Origin of the sequence: Jiella avicenniae, from assembly GCF_021390325.1 — a bacterium.
GTDB lineage: Bacteria > Pseudomonadota > Alphaproteobacteria > Rhizobiales > Rhizobiaceae > Jiella > Jiella avicenniae.
Window position 1 is genome coordinate 136,483 of the sequence record NZ_JAJUWU010000016.1, and the last position, 20,682, is coordinate 157,164.

The 20,682-nt window shown below is 67.3% G+C and carries 18 protein-coding genes; 2 read left to right on the plus strand and 16 right to left on the minus strand.

Annotated features, from left to right (window positions below; genetic code table 11):
• Window positions 1-34: 34 nt before the first annotated feature.
• The gene (locus LZD57_RS15995; protein WP_233720480.1) at window positions 35-1,447 is read right to left on the minus strand and encodes an FAD-binding oxidoreductase; all 1,413 of its coding nucleotides are present in this window, start codon (window positions 1,445-1,447) and stop codon (window positions 35-37) included.
• 77 nt (window positions 1,448-1,524) lie between these two features.
• Here LZD57_RS15995 and LZD57_RS16000 point away from each other — a divergent pair, with 77 nt between their 5' ends.
• Window positions 1,525-2,445, plus strand: a complete 921-nt coding sequence (locus tag LZD57_RS16000) for a LysR family transcriptional regulator (RefSeq protein ID WP_233720481.1) — start codon at window positions 1,525-1,527, stop codon at window positions 2,443-2,445.
• Between the two features lie 23 nt (window positions 2,446-2,468).
• Here the strand turns inward: LZD57_RS16000 and allE are convergent, their stop codons facing one another.
• The 10 genes from allE to LZD57_RS16050 form a co-directional block, all read right to left on the minus strand.
• On the minus strand, window positions 2,469-3,212 hold the full coding sequence (gene allE, locus LZD57_RS16005; protein WP_233720482.1) for a (S)-ureidoglycine aminohydrolase: 744 nt from the start codon (window positions 3,210-3,212) through the stop codon (window positions 2,469-2,471).
• Between the two features lies 1 nt (window position 3,213).
• Entirely contained in the window at window positions 3,214-4,332 is a 1,119-nt protein-coding gene (locus LZD57_RS16010; RefSeq protein WP_233720483.1) for a M20 family metallopeptidase, read from the minus strand.
• A 13-nt stretch (window positions 4,333-4,345) separates the two neighbouring features.
• On the minus strand, window positions 4,346-5,284 hold the full coding sequence (locus LZD57_RS16015; protein WP_233720484.1) for a polysaccharide deacetylase family protein: 939 nt from the start codon (window positions 5,282-5,284) through the stop codon (window positions 4,346-4,348).
• Between the two features lie 4 nt (window positions 5,285-5,288).
• The gene (locus tag LZD57_RS16020; RefSeq protein ID WP_233720485.1) at window positions 5,289-6,107 is read right to left on the minus strand and encodes a polysaccharide deacetylase family protein; all 819 of its coding nucleotides are present in this window, start codon (window positions 6,105-6,107) and stop codon (window positions 5,289-5,291) included.
• A gap of 80 nt (window positions 6,108-6,187) precedes the next feature.
• Window positions 6,188-6,940 carry an aspartate/glutamate racemase family protein gene (locus LZD57_RS16025; protein WP_233720486.1) on the minus strand — a complete coding sequence of 251 codons (753 nt, stop codon included), beginning with the start codon at window positions 6,938-6,940 and terminating at the stop codon, window positions 6,188-6,190.
• Between the two features lie 36 nt (window positions 6,941-6,976).
• Window positions 6,977-7,789, minus strand: a complete 813-nt coding sequence (locus LZD57_RS16030) for an ABC transporter permease (protein WP_233720487.1) — start codon at window positions 7,787-7,789, stop codon at window positions 6,977-6,979.
• Complete coding sequence (locus LZD57_RS16035) at window positions 7,786-8,643, minus strand: ABC transporter permease (RefSeq protein ID WP_233720488.1); 858 nt, start codon at window positions 8,641-8,643, stop codon at window positions 7,786-7,788. The genes LZD57_RS16030 and LZD57_RS16035 overlap by 4 nt, the downstream gene beginning before the upstream one ends.
• On the minus strand, window positions 8,640-9,707 hold the full coding sequence (locus LZD57_RS16040) for an ABC transporter ATP-binding protein (protein WP_233720489.1): 1,068 nt from the start codon (window positions 9,705-9,707) through the stop codon (window positions 8,640-8,642). The genes LZD57_RS16035 and LZD57_RS16040 overlap by 4 nt, the downstream gene beginning before the upstream one ends.
• Window positions 9,708-9,710: 3 nt before the next feature.
• A complete protein-coding gene (locus tag LZD57_RS16045; RefSeq protein WP_233720490.1) occupies window positions 9,711-10,742 on the minus strand; it encodes an ABC transporter substrate-binding protein in 1,032 nt (343 codons plus the stop codon).
• Between the two features lie 95 nt (window positions 10,743-10,837).
• Window positions 10,838-12,484, minus strand: coding sequence for a thiamine pyrophosphate-binding protein (locus LZD57_RS16050; RefSeq protein WP_255699986.1), 1,647 nt, complete (start codon window positions 12,482-12,484; stop codon window positions 10,838-10,840).
• A gap of 734 nt (window positions 12,485-13,218) precedes the next feature.
• Here LZD57_RS16050 and LZD57_RS16055 point away from each other — a divergent pair.
• Window positions 13,219-15,105 carry a DEAD/DEAH box helicase gene (locus tag LZD57_RS16055; protein ID WP_233720492.1) on the plus strand — a complete coding sequence of 629 codons (1,887 nt, stop codon included), beginning with the start codon at window positions 13,219-13,221 and terminating at the stop codon, window positions 15,103-15,105.
• Between the two features lie 3 nt (window positions 15,106-15,108).
• Here LZD57_RS16055 and LZD57_RS16060 read toward each other — a convergent pair whose 3' ends face one another.
• The 5 genes from LZD57_RS16060 to LZD57_RS16080 all read right to left on the minus strand — a co-directional run bounded on the left by LZD57_RS16060 (window position 15,109) and on the right by LZD57_RS16080 (window position 20,592).
• Window positions 15,109-16,365, minus strand: coding sequence for an arsenic transporter (locus LZD57_RS16060; RefSeq protein ID WP_233720493.1), 1,257 nt, complete (start codon window positions 16,363-16,365; stop codon window positions 15,109-15,111).
• A 90-nt stretch (window positions 16,366-16,455) separates the two neighbouring features.
• Complete coding sequence (locus LZD57_RS16065) at window positions 16,456-17,043, minus strand: protein-S-isoprenylcysteine O-methyltransferase (protein WP_233720494.1); 588 nt, start codon at window positions 17,041-17,043, stop codon at window positions 16,456-16,458.
• Entirely contained in the window at window positions 17,040-18,290 is a 1,251-nt protein-coding gene (locus LZD57_RS16070; protein ID WP_233720495.1) for a hypothetical protein, read from the minus strand. Before LZD57_RS16070 ends, LZD57_RS16065 begins: the two co-directional genes overlap by 4 nt.
• Before the next feature lie 110 nt (window positions 18,291-18,400).
• Entirely contained in the window at window positions 18,401-19,408 is a 1,008-nt protein-coding gene (locus LZD57_RS16075; RefSeq protein WP_233720496.1) for an LLM class flavin-dependent oxidoreductase, read from the minus strand.
• A 143-nt stretch (window positions 19,409-19,551) separates the two neighbouring features.
• Window positions 19,552-20,592: a magnesium transporter CorA family protein gene (locus LZD57_RS16080; RefSeq protein ID WP_233720497.1), complete on the minus strand. Its 1,041-nt coding sequence runs from the start codon at window positions 20,590-20,592 to the stop codon at window positions 19,552-19,554.
• Between the last annotated feature and the right edge of the window lie 90 nt (window positions 20,593-20,682).

Consider the following 20,682-nt stretch of genomic DNA (forward strand, 5'->3'; position numbering starts at 1 on the left):
CACTTTCCGGATGCGCCTCAAGGCGTGGATGTCGTCAGCAGGCATGTCGCCCGGTTTCATCCGCCCCCGGTTCCGGGACCGGATAGATGCCCGGGTTCAATAGCCCTGCCGGGTCGAGCGCTTGTTTGAGCAGACCCATCAGGGCGATTTCCTCCGATGATCGGCTGCAAGAAAGCCAGGCGCGCTTCAGCCTTCCGATGCCGTGTTCGGCGGTGATCGCCCCGCCCCACTCGGCGACGAGGCCGTAGATGGCGCGTTCGATGTCGTGGATTGTCTCCGTGCGCCCGTCATGGGCGACGAGGAGGTGGACGTTGCCGTCGCCCACGTGGCCGACTTTCAGGGCCCGACCCGCGCCGTCGACATCCGCGAGACATCGGTCGCACGCCTCGCAGAACTCGCCGAGACGCGAGGAGGCGACTCCGAGATCGAAATTGATATGGGGGCCGAGCGCCTCGTCGACCTCGCCGACCGCCTCGCGAACGGCCCAGAGCGCGCGGGCTTCCGCGATGGATTGCGCGAGAATACCGTCCTCGACCAGCCCCTCCTCGCTCAGCGCCATGAACCAGTTCTCGATGTCCGCGGGATCGGTGTCGGCGATTTCGACGAGCACGTAGAAGCCGTGCGTCCCCGAGACCGGTCGCCGCGCGAGCCTCGCCTCGCCGCAAACGAAATCCCAATAGTCCGGCCACATGCCCTCGAAGGCCGTCAGCCGGTCGCCGAACATCGTGCGGGCGCGCGACAGGCAAGAGAGCGCAGCCGGGAAGTCCGGAAGCGCGAGCAGGACGACCATCGCCTTGCCGGCATGAGGCTTGAGTTGGAGCACCGCCATGGTGACGACCCCCAGCGCGCCCTCCGAGCCGATGAAGATCTGCTTCAGATCCAGGCCGGAATTGTCCTTCACCAGCTTGCCGAGGCGGCTGAGGATCCGGCCGTCGGCCAGGACGACTTCCAGCCCGAGCACGTTCTGGCGCATCATGCCGTGGCGCAAGACGCGGATGCCGCCGGCATTGGTGGCAATGAGGCCGCCGACGGTGGCCGAGCCTCGGGCCCCGATATCCACCGGAAAGTCGAGCCCCTTTTCGCGGGCGGCGTCGTGAACCCTTTCGAGCGGCGTTCCCGCCCAGACCGTCATCGCCATGGCGTCTTCGTCGATCTCGACGACGCCTTGCATGCGCTCGGTGGAAAGGACGACGGCCGGGCCGGCGACGCAGGCGCCACCGGAGAGGCCGGTGCGGCCGCCTTGCGTGATCATCGCGATCTGAAAGCGCGCACACACCGCCATGGCCTGCGAAAGCCGCTCCGTCGTCGCCGGACGCAACACGGCGAGCGGCAGATCGCCTTTGAGGCCCGAACCGTCGGAAGCGTATCGTGCGCGATCCGCCTCGTCGAGGAGCAGTTCGCCGTCGCCAAGGATCTCCGACAAAGCAGCGAGGGCATCGTCGTTCATTGCAGGCATCCTTTCCCGCCGCGCGAAACATTCGCTATCGTGACGGTCTCTTCCTGCGCTCCCTCGGAACACCCTTCATGACAAGCAGCTCCGTTCTCTCGCGCCTCTCCAAGCTTCAGCATTTCGTCGAGGTGGCACAGCAGGGTTCGTTCCGTGCCGCGGCCGACAAGCTGAACGTTGCTCCATCGGCCGTCAGCAAGCAGATCAAGAACCTGGAAGACCATTTCGGCGTCGAGCTCTTCCGGCGCGATCGCGGGCGCGGCGGGCTCGAACTCACCGAGGCCGGCAGCATCCTTCTTTACCGCAGCGCCTCGATCATCAACGAGTTGTCGATCGTTCGCGAGGAGCTGAACGAACTTCTCGGGCTCAAGCGCGGTCACTTGCGCGTCGGCGTCAACGAGGTGGTCGCCTCCGACCTCCTTCCGGGCATCCTCCACAACATGCACCGCAACTTTCCGGCGCTCGAATATACGATCATCGTCGAGAACACGCCCGGCATCCTCAAGCGCCTTCACGACGGAGACGTCGATATCGGCCTCGGCTACAACTTTCCCGCCGCGCCGGAGATCGACGTCCTCGCGACGCTTCATCGCCGGACCTATCTGATCACCTCGCGCCACCACGCCCTCGCCCAACGGCGAAAGGTGCGGCTCGAGGAGATCGCCGGGGAGAAGTTCATCTTTCCCGACCCCTCCGTCGCGCTCCATCAGATGCTGCAGGATGCGCTGGTGAGGGCAGGCGTCGAGGTGCGAACCGTCATGCACACGAACTCCTTCAGTCTTCTGAGGCAGATGGTTCAGGACGGGCTCGGCGTTTCGATGGTGATCGGCCGCTTCCTGCAGAGCAAGCGCGAGCAGCTTTCCTTCATCGAGGTCGAAAATCTCGGCATCGAGCGAAAGCCGCTGTCCTGCTGCCGGGTGGCGGGCCGCGCGCCGACGAACTCGTCCGTCGCCTTCGCCGCGTCCGTCAAGGCGCTCTTCGCCCAGTATGGCGGCTGACGCGCGACGGGAACGGACAGCCATCATCGCGGCGATAACGGCGAGCGATTGTAGTTCTTGTAGATCAGATAGCGGGAAGCTTCGCGCCCCAGAGCGCCGAACCACTGGGGAACGTGGGGTCCCATCCAGATCGCATCGCCGTCGGTCACCGGAAGCCAGTCCTCGTCGAGGCGATAGATGCCGCCGCCGTCGAGGAAGAGCAGCCCATGCTCCATGAAATGCACCTCGACATAGGCGAGCGAAGCGCCGGGCTCGAAGCTCATGACGTTGAATTCGCAGTCGAAGGCGGCATCGGTCGGCAGCATCTTCTGAACGATGAGCCGATCGTCGCCGCGCAGCGGCTTGCCGGCGGTGTCCGCGAGCGTTCCCGTGACGGCCCCTGGGATATCGCCGCGCGGCACGAAGCGCCATTCGAAGAGCACCAGTCGCGTGCCCCTCGAGAGGGCGATCTCGCGCGTGTCGTCCGGCGGCAGGAAGGCAAAGGACTCCGGCCCCATCGTCTCGCCGCCCATGGCGATCTCGCCGTCGAGGCAGAACAGGAACCGGGCGACCCCGGCCATGGCGGGCGGCGCGGTCAGGCCGTCATGCGCTTCGACGAGGGACATGGCGAATTTCGCCCCCATGTCGGGCGAGATCAGCGTCACGAATTCGCATCCCGGCCAGCCGGGCTGAGTGATCTTCTCGTGGCTTTCCGGGGTGAGAAGCGCGTGGCGCGCCTTTACGACCGAGCGCGTTCCGCCGAAATCCGGTCGAAGTCGAGGGGGCATGTCAGTCTCCGGACGGGCGGGTGCCCGCAAAATGATGGATCAGCTTTCGAAGCAGCGCCTCACGCCGCGCGAGCGGCTCGACGAGGATGTGTTCGTTCGGCGAGTGCCAGTCGTTGCCGATCGCGCCCAGCCCGTCGAGGGTCGGAATGCCGGCGGCCGAGGTGAAGTTGCCGTCGCTGCCGCCGCCGGAGTTCGTTTCGGAAAGGGGGGCGCCCAAACCCTTATTGAAGGCACGAGCCGTCTCGAACATCGCGAGCGTCGTTGCCGTCCGGGCAAGGCCCGGCTTCTCGATCTCGCCCGAGACCTCGATCCGGATCTCGGGATGGTCCGCGACCATGGCGCGGATGATCCGGTCGATTTCGACGCCACGTTCGTCGTCGGTAAAGCGCACGTCGATGTCGCAGGCGGCGCGGCCCGCGACGACGTTCGGCTCGGTGCCGCCGCGAATGCGCCCGACATTGACCGTGGTTCCGACAGAGAGATCGGTGAGCCCGTCGAGGCGGACGATCGCGCGTGCGAGCGCCGAAATCGCGCTGCGGCCGTCTTCGAAGGCCGAGCCGGCATGGGCCTCGCGGCCGAAGACGTCGAGCGTGTATTTCGCCCGGCCCTTCCGGAAGGTGATGACCTCGTCGCCGCGCGCGGGCTCCGGGATGAGCGCCGCCCCGTGCCTCCGTGCCTCGGCCTGGATCAGCGCATGCGAGGTCGGCGAGCCGATCTCCTCGTCGCTGTTGTAGATGAGCGTGACCGGGCCGGGGAGGGGTGTTCCGGAGGTCAGCAGATTGCGGATCGCGCAGAAGGCCAGATAGCCGCCGCCCTTCATGTCGGCGATGCCGGGGCCGTATTGCCGGTCGCCGTCCCGCCGGGTTTCGACCGCGCCCGGCGGGCAGACGGTGTCGATATGGCTGGAGACGAGGACGCCCGGCCCGTCGCCGCCGGCAAAGCGGGCGATCAGGTGGTCGCCCATCCCGTCGCGGCCGGGCACCCGCTCGATCGCGGCCCCGAGCGGTTCGAGATCGGACGCGATCAGGTCGATGAGCCTGCCGATCGCCTCCGTCGCGCCGGTCGGCGTATCGATTTCCACCCAGCGCATGAGCCCGGCGAGGATGTCTTCACTGTTCATCGGCTCCATGGCGTCAGCTCAGGCTGTCTTCATAGTCGCGCCAGATCGATGCGGCGGGCTTCAGATGGGTCTCCGGCGGATTCGTCGCCTGCCAGTGGGCGGCAAGTTCGGAAGCGGTCGCGGCCCAGACGCCGGGATAGGTCATCGCTTCCTGGAGGAAGCCCGAGAGATCGTCGAAGCGGTGCTGCCAGCCCGAACGGGCCGGTGAGACGGTGATGTTGAAATAGCGGCCCCGGCGATACTGCGCGAAGAACTCCGCCCGCCAGTTCCGCCTCAGTGCCGCCGGGCGTTCGAGCCCGGTGCCCTCGTGGGGGAACATCAGGAAGAAGGTGTCGTCGAAATGATAGTAATAGGGGAGGGTGAGCAGGCTCTCGCGTTTCGAAAAGTCGCTGATCCAGTAATAGGGCGCGTCGTCGGCGAGGCCGTTGCCGAAATAAGCATAGCCCCGCTCGCGCAGAAGGCCGATCGTCGAGTCCGTCACGGTGCCGGTCGCGAAGCGGTCGTCGCTGCGGGGCAGGGCGTACCAGCCCTTCGCGGTCATTCCCGTCATACGCTTCAGAATGTCGCCGGCGCGGTCCATGTGGTCAGCTTCCTGCCCGGCTTCGAGCACGTTCGGGTCCTCGCCGAGAAGGCCTTGCGCCGCGATCTCGTGACCGCCCCTCAGGATCGCCTCCATCTGCCGGCCATAGGCCTCGACCACGAGCGCCGGCACTGCGAAGGTCGCCTTGATGCCGAGCCGGGCGAAGAGATCGAGAAAGGCGTCCAGCCCCTCGTTCATGCCGAAATGCCAGGTCGGATAGGCGAGGTCCTTCGCCGTGATGCCGCTCCTCTTGGTCGCCGGGTTGAGGTTCACCGTCAGGCCGAGCGCCATGTGCCTGCCGTCCGGCCAGATGACGGCGTCGTCGCGGATGCCGATCTCGTCGCTGGTCGTGTAATTGTCCTTCCAGGGCATCGGCCTACTCCTCGGCTCCGCAGTAGGGATGGTGGGTGAAGATGTGCTCGGCGAGCGCGCCGCAGGTCGGAAACCAGACCCCCGGCAGGGTCTGCATGCGCTGGATCAGGCGCTCGATCATGTCGACACGCATCGCATGGCCCGAGACGAAAGGGTGCAGCAGGAAGTTCAGATAGCCGCCGCGCTTGTACTGGTGCTCGAAGGCCGCCCACCAGATGTCGAAGATCTCGTCGACGTCGAGAATGCGCTGCGCCGCGTTCGGCGTCGCGAGCCAGCCGAAGCTGAAATACATCGCGTCGTCGAGGGCGTAGTGGAAGGGAAGCTGCAGCATCGGGTTTTCGCCGTCCGCGTCCAGCTCGTAGAAGGGCATGGTGCGGGCCGAGGTGAAGGAGTTGTAGACGACGCCTTTGCTTCTCAGGAGCGCCGGCGTGTGGCTCGACCTTGTGCCGGTGATGGGCCGCTTTGCGACCTTTTCGAGCGCTGCTAGCGCCCGCGTCAGATGGGCGTCCTCGATCGCGGGGTCCTTCGGAACCTCGTGCTCCCACATATGGTCCGCAAGTTCGTGGCCCGCCGCGACGGCGTGTTCGAGCACCTGCGGATAGAGTTCGCAGATGCGGCCCGGCGTGAAGAGCGTGACGTCGACGCCGTTCGCCTCGAACATCGAGAGGATGCGCCAGATGCCGACGCGGCCGCCGAATTCGCCCTTGGCCTTCTGGCCCCAAGGCTCGTTCAGCATCCGTCTCAGGAGCATGGCGTCGAAGTCGAGGGTGAAGTTGACGGCGATCCGGACGCCGTCGGGATAGGCGAAATCCTTGATCGGCACTCGCCGGCGTTCCTGAAAGCGCGCGGCGGCGAGAAGGGCTCCGTAAGTTCCTGCGTCTGCCGAAGCCGGATGGGGCTCGCTCATGGTCGTCCTTCCCGATTCATTGAGTTTCGCGCCGCCGTGCTGCGCTGGCCGGCGAGTGGGGGCCGGTAGAGCAAGGCTGCTTCTGCGGCCCGGAGGCCGGCGATGACCGGATTGACGACCGGCACGCCGACCGCTTCGCTCAATCGTTCAGGCAACTCCGGCGCGAATGACATCGCGAGACAGCCGAGGACCAGAACCTCCGCGCCATGGTCGAGGCAGGCGCGCGCCCGTTCGACGATGCCGCCGAAATGGCGTTCGGGCTCTGCGACGAGCGCCGCGACGTCACAGCCGACGAGGACTTCCGAGACGAACATCGCCTCGAGCCCGATGCCGCGAATGCGCCGCCTGAGCCCCGGCGGGGTCGGGTCCGAGGAGAGGACCGAGAAGCGCTCGCCGAGCTGGACGGCGGCGAGCATCGCGGCTTCTCCGGGGCCGACCACCGGCAACCTCGAAACCTCGGCCAAGGCCTCGACGGCCGGATCGCTGAAACAGCCGATGACGACCGCGTCGAAGCCCTCGTCCCGCCAGCGGGACGCGCTCTCTTGCAGGCTCGGAAAGACCCTGGCGATGTCGACGGCCGATTCCACGGCGGCGGGGCCGCTTTCGGGCGAGGCGATCGCGACCTCGGCGCCGGGCGACCAGCCCTCGAGCATTGCCAGCCGCCGCGCGACCTCCGCCTCGCCGGCGCTGCGGTGGAGCGGGCTGACGAGCTGGTAGAGCAGCCGGGGCCTGTCGTGCCTTTCAACCATGGGCGTGCCGTTCTCGCGTCATGGGCTTGCCGACCCTCAGAAAGCGCGTTGCAGGCCGACGAGCTTCTGCACCAGGGCGACGCCGATGACGGAGAGGACGATCGAGATCGTCGCGGCCGCCGCCGCCGTGGGCTTGAACTCGTAGGTCAGGAAATCGAAGAGAGCGAGCGGCAGGGTGTTGCCGCCCAGGGGCTTGAGAAGCAGCGAGATCGTGTAGAGATCGAAGCTGTTGATGAAGGCGAAGATCGCGCCCATCACCACGCCCGGCATGATCAGGGGCAGGATCACCATCCTGAAGGTCTGCCATTGCGTCGCGCCGAGGCTCGCCGAGGCCTCGTCCAGCGAGGCGGGTACCTGCCTGAGGGCGGCGGTGATCGAGACGTAGGCGTAGGGGAAGGACATCAGGATGTGGCCCATCTGAAGCCCCAGCACCGTCTTGCCGAGCCCGATCTTGAAGAGGAAGAACAGCAGGCCGACGGCGGTCAGCAGTTCCGGCACCAGCAGCGGCAGGGTCATTCCGAGCTGGAACCAGCCGCTCTTTCGGCCGGACAGGACCTGGCCGCACAACGCCGCCATGGTCGCGACGACCGTCGTCACGACGGCGGTGATCGCGCCGATGCGCAAGGACAGAAGCAGGCCGTCGACGAGATCCCGACGCGCGAAGAACTCGCGATACCATTGCAGCGAAAACCCGCGCGGCGGAAACTCGATCAACAGCCCGGCCGTGAAGGACGCGCCGACGATGGTCACCAGCGGCACCAGCAGGAAGACGTAGAGAAGGGCGATCAAGACGGCGAAGCCGAGTCCGACCGGCCGCTGATGGGCGAACATGGTGGCGGTCCCGCTCATGCCCGCGCCCTTTCCATCAGCCGCCATGTCAGCGCGGTGAAGACGCCGACGACGAGGATCGTCGAGAGCGACAGCATGATCGCGAGCGCCGAGCCGAGCGGCCATCGGAAGGTGCCGGTGAGTTCGGCGATGATCAGGGTCGGCATGTAGGTGACCATCTGCCCGCCGAGCAGCGCCGGCGTGACGTAGGCCGCGACCGCCAGCACGTAGACGAGGATCAGCCCCGGCTGGATGCCGGGAAAGCTCAAGGGCAGGATGATGTCGCGGAAGACCCGGTAGCGGCTCGCGCCCATCGAGACGGACGCCTCGACGAGATTGTCCGGAATGTTGCGCAGCGCATTGTTGATCGGCAGCACCATGAACGGCACGAAGACATGCACCAAAGCGAGGATCACGAGGGTCTGCGTGAAGAGAAGCCGAAGCGGCTGCGATATGATGCCGAGCGCGATCAGGCTCTCGTTGAGCGGGCCGTTCAACGCCGTCACGATCATCCAGCCGAAATTGCGCACGAGGACGCCGGTCATCAGCGGCGAGGCGATGAGCGCGTAGAGGAGGGCGGCCTTCATCCCGCTCGCCTTCGACAGGTGCCAGGCGATCGGAAAGCTGACGATCAGGCAGAGGATCGCGACGCCGGCCGCCGTCAGGAGCGAGCGGACGAGAACGTTCCAGTAGAAGCCGTCGCCGAAGACTCGGGCGTAATGCATCAGCGTATAGTCGTCGCCGAAGGGATCGACGGCGCCGGGCACGCGGAAGCTCATCTCCACCATGTTGGTGATCGGCAGGATCATGAAGACGAAGATCAGCGCGACCGCCGGAACGCCGAGCAGAAGCCTGAGATGGCGCGATTTGATCATGCCGCGACCTCTGGCATCAGCCAGGCATGCGAGCGGTCGACGGTGATGCCGACGTCCTCGCCGATGCGCACCGGCGTGTTCGGCGGGGTCGTCAGCTTCAGGACGCCGCCGTCGGCAAGCGCGATCTCGCAATGCTGGGACGCGCCGAGAAAAGCCGATTTGACGATCTTGCCGCGAAAGGTCGCGGCCTCGCCCGAGCCCGCCAGTGCCAGAGATTCCGGGCGCAGCAACAGTTCGGCCGCATCGTCCGGCTTCAGTGAAGGGACGCATTCGACGTCGAGTTCGGCCCCGCCGACCCGGACCCGCATGCGGCCTTCGCCGAGGGCTCGCAGGGGGCGGCAGGAGAGGAAATTCGCCTCGCCGGTGAAGTCCGCGACATAGCGCTCGACCGGCTTCTGGTAGATCTCGCGCGGGCTCGCGAACTGCGCGACGCGGCCCTTCTTCATCACCGCCACCATGTCCGAGATCGCCATCGCCTCGGACTGGTCGTGGGTGACGTAGAAGGCGGTGATGCCCGATTGCTGCTGGAGATCGCGGATCAGCCAGCGCACCTCGTCCCGCAGGCGCGCGTCGAGATTGGCGAGCGGCTCGTCGAGAAGGAGGAGCTTCGGCTTCAGGACGAGCGCGCGGGCGAGCGCCACGCGCTGCTGCTGGCCGCCGGAGATCTCGCGGGGCATGCGATGTTCGAGCCCCGTCAGCTTGACGAGGCTCATGACGTCGTGGACCCGCGTCTTGATCTCGTCGGCGCTGCATTTTCTGAGTTTCAGACCGTAGCCGATGTTCTCGGCTACGGTCATGTGCGGAAAGAGCGCATAGTTCTGGAAGACGACGCCGAAGCCGCGGCGGTTGGAGGGCGTTGCGAGAATGCTCTGCCCGTCCAGCTCGATCTCGCCCCCGTCGGGTTCGAGGAACCCGGCAAGGCAGCGCAGCGTCGTGCTCTTGCCGCAGCCGGAGGGCCCGAGAAGCGTCACGAGCTCGCCCGACCGCGCCGCGATCGACACCCCGTCGAGCGCGACGAAGTCGTCGTAGCGTTTGCGCAGGTTCTTGACGTCGACAGTCGCCATGGATCAGATCGTGCGGTCCCAGAGATCGTTGAGATCGGGAATGATCGCCAGCGTCTCGTCCCAGTCGAAGCGGATCGCCTTGGAGACGACCTCGGCCTGGAGCGGCCATTTCTGCAGCTCCTCGGGCAGTTCGACCGTCTTGTTGGTCGGCGCGATCAACCAGTTTTCCGCCATCCAGAGCTGCGTCTCGGGGCTGAGGACGAAGTTTACGTACTCCTCGCCGAGCTTCTTGTCGGGGTGGTTCTTGAAGACCGAGAAAGAGTGGTCGAACACCATCATGCCCTCTTCCGGCACGACGAAGTCGATCGGCACACCCTGCTCCTGCATGGTCTTGACTTCGCCGACGTCGATCGGCGCGACCGCGATCTGGCCCTGCGTCAGAAGCGGCGTCAGCTGCGCCGAATAGCCGATCTGCGGGAAGGGGGCGAGCTCCTTGAACTTGGCGACGGCGGTCTCGATGTCGTCGCGGCCCGAGCCGAAGTGTTCGCCCGCCCAGAGCGCCATCATGGTCGCAGCCGAGTTGGTGATCTTGTAAAGTCCGAGCTGGCCCTTGAAGCGCTCGTCCCAGAGATCGGCCCAGCCCTTCGGCGGCGATTTGACGAGATTGGTGCGATAGGCGAGGACCAGCGGCGCCAGCATGCCGGTGAGGGCGGTCTTGCCCTTGAGGATGGCGGGCTCGATCAGGTCCGCCATGTTCGGCACCTTCTCGGGCGTCAGCTCCTCGAAGTATCCGTCGTTGCGGATCATCGCCGTGTATTTCTCGTTGAGCATCACGGCGGGGAAGGGCGGATTTTCGACGCCGGCAGCCCGGAAGTTCGAGATCCACGACATGCCGAGACCGATGTCGAGGTCGAAGGGCTTGCCGATCTGCTCGGCAAAGCGCGGCATGATGGTCTGCCGCCAGTCGTTTTCCCAGCGGCCGCCGAACATGTTGACGATGAAGGTGTCGGACTGGGCGAAGGCGGGCGCGCGCATCATGCCGAGGGCTGCGGCGCCTGCGGACAACTGCAGGAAGTTACGACGCGAAAAATTCATCAGTCACTCCTTGGGGTCCAGTTGGAAGGTGGGGCCTCCGCCGAACCGAAGCGGCAGACCCGTTGTCCGTCGGGGGACGGGGGCAGTCGTGGCGATCACATGGGAATCGCGGTGGGGTCGAGACGCAGGTCGATGAGGGTCGGCCCCTTGCGGGCGCCGAGCGCCCGGCAGGCCTGCCCAAGGCTTTCGGGGTCGTCGACGCGAAAGGCTTTGAGGCCCATCGCGGCGGCGATCGCGGCGAAGTCCGGCGGGGCGATCATCGACAGGCCCGGATCCATGCCGCGATTGGTGAACTGGATGTGCTCGGCGCCGTAGCTGCCGTCGTTGCAGACGATGACGACGAGGTCCATTCGCTCGCGGACGGCGGTCGCGAGTTCCGACAGGCCGGAGAGAAGAAATCCGCCGTCGCCGGCGACGAGCACGGTGGGGCGGGACGGATCGGCGGCCGCCGCCCCGATCGCCTCGCCGAGCCCGCAGCCGATCGCGCCGAAATGGCAGGTATAGACGAGGTCGCGCGGGGCGCTGACCGGCAGATGCCGCCAGGCGGTGGTGACGAAGCGGCCGAGATCGGCGACGAGGGCGCGCTTTTTCGGCAAGGCGGCGTCGAGCGCCCTCAGGGCGGGTTCGAAATCGACCGTTCCCGGCGCCGTCTTCGCCATGGACGGCAGCGTCTCGCGCGCCACCCGTTCGTTCGCCAGTCGCTTTTTCAGGTCTTCGTCCGCCGCGCCGGAGCCGGCGATGTCGGCCATGTCGAGAAGAGCGATCATGGCGCGGGCCGTGCCCGCGATGTCGCCGATGAGGCAAAGGGTCGGTTCGGTGAGGCGCGGTGTTTCCAGACTGTCCGGGAGCACCTGGATCACCCGCTTGCCGCGCGTATGGGCGCCCTCTTCTATGGTGTGCTTGCTGAGGCTCGCGCCGAAGGCGAGGATGCAGTCCGACGCCATGATCGCATCCACCGCGACCGGATGGCTGAGGCCGCCGAAGATGCCGAGATCGAAGGTCTCGCCGGCAAAGAGCCCTTGCGCCTTCAGCGTCGTCGCGAGCGGCGCCTCGAGGCGGGCGGCGAGATCGATCAGGGCCGTTCTCGCGTCATCACCGATCGCAGCGCGCCCGGCGAGGATCAGCGGTCGCCGCGCCGAGGCGAGCATGCCGACCGCGTCTTCCAGCGCCTCGCCCCGCGCCGGGCCCATCGGGACCTCGGGCAGGACCGGCCGCAGGAGCCGACCGCTCGCCTCGGCCCATTGCAGGTCGACGCGCATGTTGAAGACGACCGGCCGTCGCTCGTGTGCGGCAAGGCGAAAGGCGCGTTCGAGATCGGCCGCCGCCGTCTCCGGCCCGCGCATCTCGACGAAGCCGGCGCCGGTGGCGGCAACGACCGGCCGCTGGTCGATCTTCTGGAGATGCTGAAGGTCGCCCGGCGCGGTATCGCCGCACAGGAGCACCATCGCAATGCCGCCTTTGGCGCCCTCGGTGAGCGCCGTCACGCAATTGGTGAGCGCCGGACCGTGGGTGACGGTCGCAACCCCGATGCGCCCGCTCGCCTGTGCGAAACCGAGAGCGGCGAGCACCGCATTCGCCTCGTGGGTGCAGGCGACGTAGCGCCCGGTGCCGTTCGCGACGAAGGCATCGACCATGAAGAGATTGGCGTCGCCGACGAGGCCGAACAGATGCGAGGTTCCGAGCCTTGCCAAACTCTCGGCCAAAAGCCGATGAACCGTCCTTGCGACCCGCGCATGCTGCATGTTTCCGTAAAGCCCCCGATCACGAAAAAGGCGATGAGCAAGGGGGAGGTTAGCAGGTTTTAAAATGAGAAAAAGTGCGTAATTTTCACCGAAAAAGTTCTCTCAAGAGAACATAACTCGGAGACGAAGCCACCCCGACGGCGACGATAGGCCCTTCCATGTCTCGTCAGCCAAGCCCGCGTCTCGGTGAGGTAGTCCCGGTTTCCCGGACAGTTGGATAAGCTTGGTTCGCCCGAGAGAAAGGACGAACCCGATGACGGGGAAACGGAAGTGGTATTCGGCGGACTTCAAGGCCGAGGTGGCGCTGGAGCTGGGTCTCCCCGTGGCCTGAAAATAGTAGGACACGGGTCCGGCAAAGCGGATATCTGAGCTGACCATGTCAGAAACTTGCCGTCGTCTTCGTCGCGCCAGCCACCCTCGTCGGCTTCCACGCTCGTCCGCGCCGTCGGCGCGGCGTGCCGGACTGCGGAGAGTGCTTTCGAGGCGGCCCGACGCTGGTGGGAAACCGCGTCGATCGGCGCTTTGTCCAAGGCGTGCGCCCTGGAATCGCGAGGGGACCGTGGCGCATTTCCGGGCGAAGTCCCGCACGCCTCCTCGCGAGCGACCTCGCAACCGTTGGCGTCCGATTTGAACCCGTCGCGCCGCTGTGCCATAGGACGGGCCGGGCGGGGATTTCCGATCTCCGGATGCCGCGCATCGCGCGCCGCGCCGGCCCGCCGTTCCAAGGACGTTTCATGCCGTTTCGCACCGCCATCACCCCGCTCGTCCGGGCGCTTTCCGAGCGCGGCTACGAGGAGCCGACACCCGTCCAGGACGCGGTGCTGGAGGAGGGGACGGCGGAGCGCGACCTCCTCGTCTCGGCCCAGACCGGCTCCGGCAAGACCATCGCCTACGGGCTCGCCATCGCCGCGACGCTGCTCGGCGAAGACGAGCGCTTTGCGCCGGCCGGCGCGCCGATGGCGCTGATCGTCGCGCCGACGCGGGAACTGGCGATCCAGGTCACCGCCGAGCTCACCTGGCTCTACGCCCATTGCGGCGCCGAGATCGTCACCTGCGTCGGCGGCATGGATCCGCGCGCCGAGCGGCGCAAGCTGGAGCGCGGCGCCCATATCGTCGTCGGCACGCCCGGCCGGCTGCGCGATCACCTGGAGCGGGGCGCGCTCAAGATCGGCGACCTGAAGGCGCTGGTGCTCGACGAGGCCGACGAGATGCTCAATCTCGGCTTCCGGGAGGATCTGGAATTCCTGCTCGAGGCGACGCCGGCCGAGCGGCGCACGCTGCTGTTCTCCGCCACCCTGCCGAAGACCATCATGGCGATGGCCAAGCGCTATCAGCGCGGCGCCATGCGCATCGAGGTGGCCAAGGGCACCACCGGCCACGTCGACATCGAGTACCGGGCGATCCGCATCGCCCCGAACGAGGTCGAGCATGCCATCGTCAACGTGTTGCGCGAGGCCGATTCGCCGAGCGCCATCGTCTTCTGCAACACCCGCGAATCCGTGCGCCATCTTTCCTCGGGCCTCGCCGAGCGCGGCTTTTCCGTCGTGACCCTGTCGGGCGAACTCGGCCAGGCGGAGCGGAATCAGGCGATGCAGGCTTTGCGCGACGGAAGGGCGCGAGTGTGCGTGGCGACCGACGTCGCCGCCAGAGGCCTCGACCTGCCGAGCCTCAACCTCGTCATCCATGCCGAACTGCCGAGCGACGCCGAGACGCTGCAGCATCGCAGCGGTCGCACCGGCCGGGCCGGCCGCAAGGGCGTTTCGGCCCTGCTGGTGCCGATCTCGCGCCGGCGCAAGGCCGAGCGGCTGATGGCGGAGGCCGGCATTCGGGCGGTGTGGTCGGGCGCGCCTTCGGCGGAAACCATCCGCCGCCTCGACGAGGAGCGGCTCCTTTCCGATCCGCTGCTGACCGAACCGGCGGGCGAGGAGGATCTGACGGCCGCCAAGCGTCTCCTCGAAACCCGCAGCCCGGAGGACCTCGCCGCTGCGCTGGCGCGGCTCTATCGCGCCCGGCTGCCGGCGCCGGAGGACGTGTTCGATCCGGGTTTCGGGCCGGACCTGAAGGTCGCCAGGGAGCGGGAATACGCGGCCAAGGGCCGCCGGCACGATCGCGACGGCGATGGCGGCCAAGGCGAGCGCGGCGGCCGCGACCAGGTGCGCGGCGGGCCGGTGGTCTGGTTCCACATGGATGTCGGCCGGCGCAACAATGCCGATCCCAAATGGATTCTGCCGCTGATCTGCCGGCGGGGGAAGATCACCCGCCAGGAGATCGGCGCGATCAAGATCTACGACCGCGAGACCAAGTTCGAGATCGCCGAGAGCGTCGCGAAGAAGTTTGCCGCGGCGGCCGAGGTGAGCGACGGCGACGACATCACGATCAGCTTCGCCGACGGTCCGGCCGGCGATGCGCCGCCGCGCGGCAAGTTCGGCAAGGGCAAGCCCGCGGGAAAGCCGGGTGGCAAGGGCGGCAAGCCGTTCGCCGGCGGCCGCAAGCCCGGCGGATTCGACGAGCCGCGCGGCAAGAAGCCCTTCCACCGCAAGGGCGGCCGGCCGGACGGCGCCGACGCCCCCTCCGGCGGGCCGCAGGGCAAGCCTCGCAAGGAGCGTCGGCCGAAGGGCTGAGCCTCAGAGCATCATGGCAGCAAGCGCCAGAGCGAGGGCGGGCGGGGTGACGACGAGGCCGACCTTCAGGAAGGCGAGCGCGCCGTAGCCGATGCCCTCGCGCCGCAGCGCCAGGAGCCAGAGGATCGTCGCCAGCGACCCGGTGACCGAGATGTTGGGGCCGAGATCGACGCCGATCAGCACGGCGTCGACGACATTTGGCGGAACGTCCGCCGCCGCGACGACGCCGCCGGCGACGAGCCCGAGCGGCAGGTTGTTGGTGAGGTTGGTGCCGATCGCCGTCCCCGCCCCGACAAGCGGGGCGGCCCATTCGCCGGCCTCACTGGAGATCCATTTCAGCGCCACCACGAGTTCGGCCTCGAGGCCGATCCGGTCGAGGGCGCGGACGATGACGAACAGCCCGGCGACGAGGACGAGGGTCGTCCAGGAAACGCCGCCGAGCGCCGGAAGCGGGCTTTGCTTTTGGCCGATCGAGACGAGCAGCAGCGTGGCAAGAGCCGCGATGGCCGTCGGCAGGCCGAGATCCGCGCCGAGCGCCGAGGCCGTCAAGAGCGCGACGACGGCAAGGGCGAGGCCGAGGGACGCGACCTTGCCGCCCCGGGACAGGGCCGGTGTGTCGTCTTCCGGTTCGATCCGCTCTCCGAGGTTTTTCCGGGTGACGAGGAGGAGGACGGCATAGGTCGCGAGGATCGCCGCGAGGGAGGGCAGGGCGAAGCGCGCCAGCCATTCGCCGAGGGGCGGCATGGTCTGGCCGAAGACGACGACGTTCGCCGGGTTGGAGATCGGCAGCACGAAGGAGGCGGCATTGGCGACGAAGGCGCAGACGAGGAGATAGGGGATCGGGTCCTTCGCCTTCGCCGCGCGGGTGACGGCGATCACCGCAGGGGTCAGCACCACGGCCGTCGCGTCGTTGGACAGAAAGACGGTGACGAGCGCTCCGACGCCGTAGACCAGCGTGAACAGCCGGACCGGCGAACCGCCGGCGGCCCTTGCGGCGCGAGCAGCGAGATAGTCGAACAGGCCCTCGCGCCGGGCGATCTCGGCGAGAAGCATCATGCCGGCGAGGAAGAGGTAGACGTCGGTGCCCGAAGCGACGCCCGCAAGTCCTTCCGAAACGGGCAGGAGCCGCGCGACGACCAGGAGGGCGGCGCCGATGGTGGCGAAGATCCATTCCGGCCAGCCGAAGGGACGGAGGATCACGCCGGCGACGGCGAGCGCCGAGACGGCCGATGTGGCGAGCGTCGCGAGTTGCTGGGTCATGGGACGGGTGTCATCCGGCTTTCCCGCGGGCACTGCTGCGAAAACGAATGATGGAGGCGAGCGGGCTCGCCACGGGACGTGGAGCCTTGCTCAGTAGATCCCGGGAAGGAGCCTTGCGGTGCGGGCCCGATAGTCTCGATAGGCCTGGCCGAACGTCTCTTCCATCATCGCTTCTTCCGGGCCGACGCGCAGGAAATACAGGGTGCCGAAGCCGGCGAGCCCGGCGAGCCCGGCAACGAGATTGGGAACGAGCAGCGCCTGGGCGAGCGCCATGGTCCAGAAGGCGGTGTACATCGGATGGCGCACGCGCCGGTAGATGCCGCTGGTGACGAGCTGGTGCTTCTCGCGGATGTCGAGGGACACCGACCACATCTTGCCGAGCGCCTTGTGGGTGAGGCGGAAGAGGACGAGGGCGGCGACCATCGCGGCGACGCCGAGCGCGGTCTGGACGGGCGAGGGCGCATAGGTCGCAAAGCGCGGGAAGCCGGTCGCGACGAAGATCCCCGGCACGATGCCGAGACCCGACAGCGAGATCAGCATGCGGATGGTCTCGGCCCGTCCCCGCGCGGTCTTGCGCACGCGCCCGCGCCTGGCCCGTCGCTCGAACGGGTAGCGGATCGCGTACCAGCCCGCGACGAGAAGAACCCAGCAGATCTTGCCGACGAGCGCCGCGCTCATGCCGAGCCTCCCGACCCGGCGGCGCCGGACGAGACGATTTTGGGCGGTTCGGGCAACGGTTTCAGCGGCGGCCGGTCGATGGTCGCTTCATAGGCGAAGTCGCCGAGCGGATGCGGGCCGGTGAGGAGCAGGTGGAAGGAATAGGGCGCCCGCCGCTCGACCGGCAGGACGAACTGGCGGTGCAGCCGGAAGAAGTCGCGCTTGATCCGCTTGTAGGTCTCGGGCTTCACCAGCTTGCGAAAATGGACGCGCACCACCCGCGGCGTGCGGCCCTCGTCGATGCCGAGGGAGGTGGCGGGATTGGACTTGTAGAAGTTGATCGGGTCGGAAAGCCCCTGGCAGTCGGTCCAGGGGACGAGCCGTTCGGTGACGAGGCGCTTCACCGCGGCGCGTTGGTCGCGCGCGGCCGGATGCAGGGCCGTCTTCATCAGGCTGGAGCCGACGGTGAGGAGATGCGGCTGGCAACCCGCCAGATCCGGCCGGCTCAGCGCCGCGTCGAGCGCCATCACCGCCAGGACGGCGCCGAGGCTGTGGGCGGCGACGACGACTTCGGTGCCGGGCTCGGTCGCGCCGCCGGCCAGCAGCCGGGCGAGTTCTTCGGCCTGCAGGCGGAGGCGTTCGCGGATTGCGGCGTTGCGGCGGCGGCAGATGTCGCGCGCCATCGCCCAGTCGTCGAGCGCGGTGAGAAGATGCAGCTTTCCGTTGGCGAGAAAAAGAAGGCCGAAGAGGACGGCGATGGCGACCACAAGGCCGATCAGCGCCGCGGGCCAAGCGCCGAGGCCCGCCGCAAGAACGGCAGCCAGCCAGCCGAGACAAAGGCCGAGAGCGATGGCGGCGAGGAGGAGGACGATCGGAAACAGGTAGAACAGGCCGTAGCGCCAGCTCACCCTGAAATAGCGGAAGACCGTGCCGGTGAACAGGAAGTCGGCAAGGGCCACGTAGCCCGAGAAGAACCGCCTCAAGAACGGCCGCGCCGCGTAGGACAGGATCAGATCGCCCCAGTCGAAGACGACGATCTCCGTGTTCGTGCGCCATGGCCGATTGCCGGCCGACGCGCCGCCGAGCCGGACGTTCAGTTTGGCGAACGGGCCGTCCGGCCCTTGCCCCCCGGCCGGCTCGTCGAGGCCGATCGTCAGGTCGAAGAGCGCGGCGGCGGATTCGGCGCCGCGGCGAAAGCGCCGGACGTGAGCATCGGCGCGCAACGGCTCGAAGCCGGGAAAGAGGCAGACGAGCCGGCGCGTGATCATGCTTCTCCCCGGGCGCGGTGATCCTGACTGGGGAAAAGGCTCTAACGCACTCGGGCGCCGATAAAAAGTGTCTCTCGCTCTCGGCCCTGACCGGCCGAAGCGAGGACGGCTCAGGCCGCCCGCCGCGCCGCGCCGATCCGCTTCATCGCGCCGGCGGCGATTTCGAAGGACTTCAACCGTGCCTGATGGTCGTGGATCTGGCCGGTGAGAATGACCTCCTCCGGCCGGTAGCGCTCGACGAGGGCGGTCAGCTGGCGCTCGACCGATTCCGGCGAGCCGACGGCCGAGACCGCGAGGGCCTCGTCGAGCATCGTCCGCGCCGGCCCCTCCAGCGAAGCGAGATAGCCTTCGACCGGGCGCGGCAGCTTGCCGGGATTGCCGGTGCGCAGATTGACGAAGGCTTGCTCCATCGAACTCTTGAGATAGGCGCCCTCGTGGTCCGTATCGGCCGCGAAGACGTTGGCGGCGAGGATGAAATAGGGCTCGGGATGACGTTCGGAGGGACGGTAGGTCTCGCGGTAGATCGCCACCGCCTGGTCGAGGGCAGCCGGTGCGAAATGCGAGGCGAACGCGTAGGGCAGGCCGAGATGGGCGGCGAGCTGCGCACCGTAGAGGCTCGATCCGAGGATGAAGACCGGGATTCGCGTGCCCTCGCCGGGGATCGCCCGGAGCTTCTGGCCTTCGCTCGACGGCTCGAAATAGAGCATCAGTTCGAGGACGTCCTGAGGAAAGCCGTCGGCCGCCTCGAGATTGCGGCGCAGCGCCCGCGCCGTCATCATGTCCGTGCCGGGTGCCCGGCCGAGGCCGAGATCGACACGATCCGGATAGAGCGTCGCCAGCGTCCCGAACTGCTCGGCGATCACCAGCGGCGCGTGGTTCGGCAGCATGACGCCGCCCGATCCGACGCGGATCGTCTCGGTCCGACCGGCGATGTAGGTCAGCGCCACTGCGGTCGCGGCGCTGGCGATGCCGGGCATGTTGTGATGCTCGGCCATCCAGAAGCGCCGGTAGCCGAGCCGTTCTGCAAGCTGCGCGAGTTCGCCGGAATTTCTCAAGGCGTCCGCTGCTTCGAAGCCGTCCGGTACGGGCGAAAGATCGAGGACGGAAAAGGCTGGCATGGGTTCGCTCCGGTCGGATGACGTGTCGCAGCGCAGATGGCGTCATCGGCCGGGCGTGAAAAGACCCGGGACCCGTGCCTGACCGCAGCGTTCACCGTTCGCGGCACCTCGGTCGGCGGGAAGTGGCGCGGCCGAGGGAGGGATCAGAGCCAGTTCTTGTAACGGAAATAGAGCATCGGCAGGACCGCCGAGAAGACCATGAGGCAGAGCGCATAGGCGTAGCCGTAGTCCCAACCGAGTTCCGGCATGTGCTCGAAATTCATGCCGTAGACCGAGGCGACGAGGGTCGGTGGCAGGAAGGCGACGGCGGCAACCGAGAAGATCTTGATGATGGCATTCTGCTCGATCGAGATCATCCCGACGGTGGTGTCGAGCAGGAAGGTCGTCTTGTTGGAGAGGAACGACACGAAGTCGTTGAGGGAGTGGATGTCGCGGGCCATCACCTTCACCCGCGCCTTGCCGTCCTTCATGCCGCTGCCTTTCTTGCGGTCGAGCACGAGCTGCAGGAAGGGCAGCAGCCGATCGAGCGTCGCCAGGCTTTCGCGCACCCGCGACGTGAGGTCACCCGCCGCGCCGATGCGCTGCAGGAGCTTCTTGAAGTCGGCGGTTCCCGTCGGCTTCTTCTTGGCCGAGGAGGAGAAGATGTCTTCGCCGATGCGGTCGAGATCGGCCGAGATCAGTTCCAGAAGGTCCGCCATGCGGTCGATGACGGTTTCGAGAAGCCCGACGAGCAGTTGTTCGGCGGTCGGCGCCTTGCCGGGGGAACGCTCGACCTCGCCGGCTTCGGTCTGAGCGTGGTGGGGCGGCAGTGCGGCGGGATCCCTGCAGAGCTTGGCGACGAAGATGCGGAAGCTCTTCGGCTCCGAGTAGCGGACGGTGATCAGCCGACCGCGGGCGAGCATGAAGGTGACCGGCGCGAAGGCCGGCGATCCGTTCTGGACGCCATGGACGACGCTCGCCGTCATCACGTCGGCGCCGTCTTCGGAATAGAGCCGGCTCGACACCTCGATCTCGCTCATCTCCTCCCGCGTCGGAATGGCGACCGCGCAGCGCGCCTCGACGGCGGCGATCTCCTCCGCGCTCGGCGACTGGAGGTCGATCCAGATGGCGCCCTCGGGAAGGTCGCCGGAACGGGCCGTTTCGTGGATCACCTTGATGCCGTCGAACGAATAGGTTTCGATCATCCGCGCTCTTTCGCATGGCGCCTGAGCCAGTCGGCTGTTGCACTGTGGTTCGGCATTGGGCCGCAATCATCGTGAAAAATCGTTGACGGA